The sequence below is a fragment of the Levilactobacillus yiduensis genome (assembly GCF_024718525.1).
Classification (GTDB): Bacteria; Bacillota; Bacilli; order Lactobacillales; family Lactobacillaceae; genus Levilactobacillus; species Levilactobacillus yiduensis.
Genome location: NZ_JAMXAZ010000052.1, coordinates 1 through 3,830, shown reverse-complemented (window position 1 = coordinate 3,830; position 3,830 = coordinate 1). Strand labels below are relative to the sequence as shown.

Sequence of the window (3,830 nt, the reverse complement as noted above, 5' to 3'; positions counted from 1 at the left end):
ACCACTTTACGCCAAAACGAAAGTGGTGAGAAAAGATTCCGTCGAATCATTTCTCACCACTAAGGTTAGTCTGTTTTAGTATACCAATTTCTACTTCACATAAGGCGGCTCATCCCAAGTAACCCCCTCACTCCCTGATAAAACAACGATCCGTTATTTTTCCTTTGTGAAATTTGACGGTAGAGGAGTGGTCTAGATGAAAAATCCCCAAAAAATCAGTAAACTCACTTTGTGAATTTAACCGCCTAAACTCCTAGACCATTGCGCCAATCGTGCCTGACACCAGTCCAAAAAATCCCGTTCTGAAATCGTTGGTGTTCCCGTCAATAACTTTTTTGTGATGGGCTCCTCACCTAAAGCCGTCTCAATTAACCCAACCACTAAATAATCTGTCTGTTTCGTAACCCAATTTTGTGGTTTCGCCCCAAAGACTTTCGCCAAACTAAAAGCTTGATCCCGAGTCATGGTAGTTAGACGTCCGGTAAAAGCAATCTCACAATCTCTTAAATCAAGCATTTTAAATCATCAACTTTCTTGATTCTAATGTTGGTTTTGACTTGACGGGTTATGGTTTTCCATTCAGTTTAGAGGGAGTGACGTTTTGAGCGCAGAATTGTTCCCTGGAATCAGCTATTTGGAATAACTGAACCAGAGTACAATTCTACTACTAAAAGTTTCCCCTTAGTTCGTCGGTCGTTAACGCCCGTCGCTTGTCTGTACAATTGCGGTATTGCTACCACCATCCATTATAAACCTACGTTTTCGGTTTAGCCTACTAAAAAACGCCCTAGTAGGCGTTGGTAATACGTATTTATGTTTGTTCGATCACCAACTAATCAATGGCACCAAGCCGAAGCTTCGTTTTACCACCCGCGCCGTTAATGGTCGCGCTCACCATTCACCACCCAGCCGTACAGATAACCTTGTTGTGGTATAGCCAGACTTATTGAAGTCGCACTGGCAAACGTGTCCCCTTGGATTTAGACCCCAGCTTGTCCCCTAGGGCTTTAAAAATCGCACCGGCCATGATATAATAGTCATTAAACAAGTTGACTTTTATGTGGCGCTCACCGATTCCCGTCGGTGGGTGTTTTTTTATGTTCTATTTTATGTAACTAATATTACTCGTTGTTTGGTGATAAATCAACATTTCTTTTTATGTATCCTTGTATCCTTGTATCCTTGTATATTCATATCCTTGTATCTAAGTATCCTTGTATCCTTGTATCTAAGTATATTAGGATACTTGCAGTCAATCTTAATTTAACGGCTTTTGAGAAGAAATGTATCCTTGTATCCTTGTATCCAAGTATCTTTGTATGTTATCATCCTTGTATCCAAGTATCCTTGTATATTAGGATACTTAATCGGAGGTCAGTATAATGGGTGAAGTAATTACTTTTGGAAATTTTAAAGGTGGCACCGGTAAAACAACAAATGCCACGCTTGCATGCCTGGCACTAGCTCGTGCTGGTAAAAAAACGCTATTAATTGATTTCGATCCTCAAGCAAACGCTACAGATATTTACTTTAAAACCGCGGCTAATTTAGGCCACGATGATATTAAATTTAATCAAACCTTGCTTGCATCAATCCAAGAAGAGGACTTATCAAGATCGTTGGTTACTTTGGATAAAAACATTGACTTTATTCCATCAAGCGCAGATTTTTCATTGTACCCACGGATTATGGAAAAAAAGTTTAAAAATAATTATAAAGATAGAGTTACATATTTTAGCAAGCTACTTGCTTCACTAAAAGAAAAATATGATTTTGTGGTATTTGATTTGCCACCGACTATTTCCTTAATTTCTGATAGCGCCTTATACGCTTCAGATTGGGTTCTGATTATCCTTCAAACTCAAGAGCACAGTCTTCAGGGTGCCGAATCGTTTCTAAAATATATACAGGAACAGGTAATCGATGAATACGAAGCACCTAGTTTGAATTTACTCGGTATACTTCCTGTGCTATTAAAGAATGGGGCGCCTGTTGATCACAGCACATTAGAAGTAGCAGAAGAAGAATTTGGGAAAGAAAACATGTTAAAAACCCTAATTCGTAATATGGAAAGAATCAAAAGATATTCAATCAGAGGTGTATTTCTAAAAGATCAATTCGATAAAAAAATAATTAGATTATACGATTCTGTGGCACAAGAAATTATTGAAAGGGCGGACTAGCATGGTGGAACTTTTACACAATCCTAACTCAAATAAAAGCAAAATAATTCCTAGAAAATCGGCGCCCCAGCCCCAAAAAGAAATTTCCATATCTTCTCTAAACGAATCAAACAAAACGAAGTCTAAACAAATAGATGGTGTTACTTTTGATACTACGCTCAGAATTGACAATCATCTAAAAAACTTTATGAAAGCTATGGTAATTTTAGGGTATAGCTCAACTCAACAAAATGGATTAGCCCAATTACAAAAAACTTTTTTTGAATCGTTAACTGAGTCTGAACAAAATACGCTTACGACTCAAATACAGACTTTGGAAACCGGCGATGCTAACAAAGTAAAAAGTAAATAATCACGTGCTCTCAGACGACACGTTCACCTTTTAGATGTATACTTGTCCGTTTAAATTAAGCAGAATGCACACAAAAAAGTCCTCTATTATGCGGAATAGAGGGCTTTTCTGAAATCATTACATACAGGCTTTGCTTAGGAGCGTTGCTTGTGTCCATTTAGGACATACACAATCATATAACAATCAATGCTGTCACTTAACTTACTCAAAAAATCCACCCACCTCGTGATGAGATGAGTGGATTTTTGGTTGTGTGGTAGATTGTAAAATTAATCCGAACGCTGTTCGGACAAAAAAGATCAGCTTCCTTTAAAATGGTGTTTACCACAAACCCATCTTTTAGGAGCTGATCTTTTGTCTAGTATAACCTATCCCGAACGAATTAAAATCGAAACCTTTTGTGAACTAGGGCTGTCCAATATCCAAATGGGCGTTCGGCTGAACCGATCACCGTCAACAATTTCTTATGAATTATCTCGATGTCAACCTTATCAGGCTGAATTAGCACAAACAGATGCCGAATACAAGCGATCACGATGTGGTCGGAAAACTAAGCTGAGCGATGAGTTAAAGCAAAAAATTCTCAACCATTTACGTCTAAGCTGGTCACCAGGAATGATTGCTCACGAATTTAAACTAGCTACTAAATCTATTTATAATTGGCTAAATCAGGGGAGAATTGGTTTCTCCTTGAATGATCTACCTGAACATAGCGTACGCCAACGGCGTAACGTTGACCAACGATCCAAATATAATCAATCTTTGGGGCGATCAATTGAACAGCGTCCCATGATGATTAATCAACGTAATCGCATCGGCGATTTTGAACTAGATACAGTCGTTGGTCCTCGTGGGCATAGTAAGGCAGTTTTATTAACTTTAATCGATCGAAAATCACGGTTCCTTTGGGCATACCGGTTAAAAGATCGGACGACAGCGACTGTTAATGAAGCACTAACTAAGTTCCTAACCACTTTTAATGGTCCGGTGCACAGCTTTACTGTGGACCGTGGCACTGAGTTTAGTGGGCTAGTATCACTTGAATCACAATATGGTATTAAGACCTATTACTGCCATGCTTATACGCCAGCTGAACGTGGTAGTAATGAACGCTTTAATCGGAATTTACGTTATTTTTATCCTAAAGGGACTCGTTTTGAGCACATTAGTGCTCAAGATTTAACGACGACGTTACTCCAAATTAACCAGCGACCGCTTAGAAGCTGTCCAAGATCTATGATTTTTGATATACTTCTATGTAAAAAGCGAGTTTAAGCTATGAAAAATTATCCCAG

Annotated in this window: 4 protein-coding genes; 3 read left to right on the top strand and 1 reads right to left on the bottom strand. The window is 38.6% G+C overall.

What is annotated here, in order from left to right; genetic code table 11:
- Window positions 1-237 precede the first annotated feature (237 nt).
- On the bottom strand, window positions 238-516 hold the full coding sequence (locus tag NGM66_RS14075; protein ID WP_020923847.1) for a BRCT domain-containing protein: 279 nt from the start codon (window positions 514-516) through the stop codon (window positions 238-240).
- Window positions 517-1,382: 866 nt separating this feature from the next.
- Between NGM66_RS14075 and NGM66_RS14070 the strand changes: the two genes are divergently transcribed.
- The 3 genes from NGM66_RS14070 to NGM66_RS14060 all read left to right on the top strand — a co-directional run bounded on the left by NGM66_RS14070 (window position 1,383) and on the right by NGM66_RS14060 (window position 3,810).
- Window positions 1,383-2,183, top strand: a complete 801-nt coding sequence (locus NGM66_RS14070) for a ParA family protein (protein ID WP_015639692.1) — start codon at window positions 1,383-1,385, stop codon at window positions 2,181-2,183.
- A gap of 1 nt (window position 2,184) precedes the next feature.
- Window positions 2,185-2,535: a DUF5388 domain-containing protein gene (locus tag NGM66_RS14065; RefSeq protein WP_011222016.1), complete on the top strand. Its 351-nt coding sequence runs from the start codon at window positions 2,185-2,187 to the stop codon at window positions 2,533-2,535.
- A 354-nt stretch (window positions 2,536-2,889) separates the two neighbouring features.
- On the top strand, window positions 2,890-3,810 hold the full coding sequence (locus NGM66_RS14060) for an IS30 family transposase (RefSeq protein WP_258115833.1): 921 nt from the start codon (window positions 2,890-2,892) through the stop codon (window positions 3,808-3,810).
- Window positions 3,811-3,830: the final 20 nt, after the last annotated feature.